Raw genomic sequence first — 272 nt, forward strand, 5'->3', positions numbered from 1 at the left:
GTTAGCTGTGATAATATTCCAGATCCGGCAGTAATAACAGCAACAGATAATTGTGATTCCCAAGTAGATGTGGTGTATACCCAAACGACCAGTGGCGATGATGATGAATGTCCTTCGGAATATGTAATCACTAGAAAATGGGTTGTGAATGATTGTGCAGGAAATACTACAGAACACGTACAAACTATTAACGTAGAAGATACTACTGCACCAACATTTGTAGAAACTTTACCAGAAGATGCTACAGTAAGTTGTGATGCAATTCCAGAAGC

Annotated in this window: 1 protein-coding gene; it reads left to right on the forward strand. The window is 39.0% G+C overall.

What is annotated here, in order from left to right; translation table 11 throughout:
* Nucleotides 1–272 (forward strand): hypothetical protein (locus Q0873_RS18220; protein WP_299110229.1); only part of this gene is annotated, 272 nt, incomplete at both ends.

It is taken from the genome of uncultured Tenacibaculum sp. (assembly GCF_947498805.1).
Classification (GTDB): domain Bacteria; phylum Bacteroidota; class Bacteroidia; order Flavobacteriales; family Flavobacteriaceae; genus Polaribacter.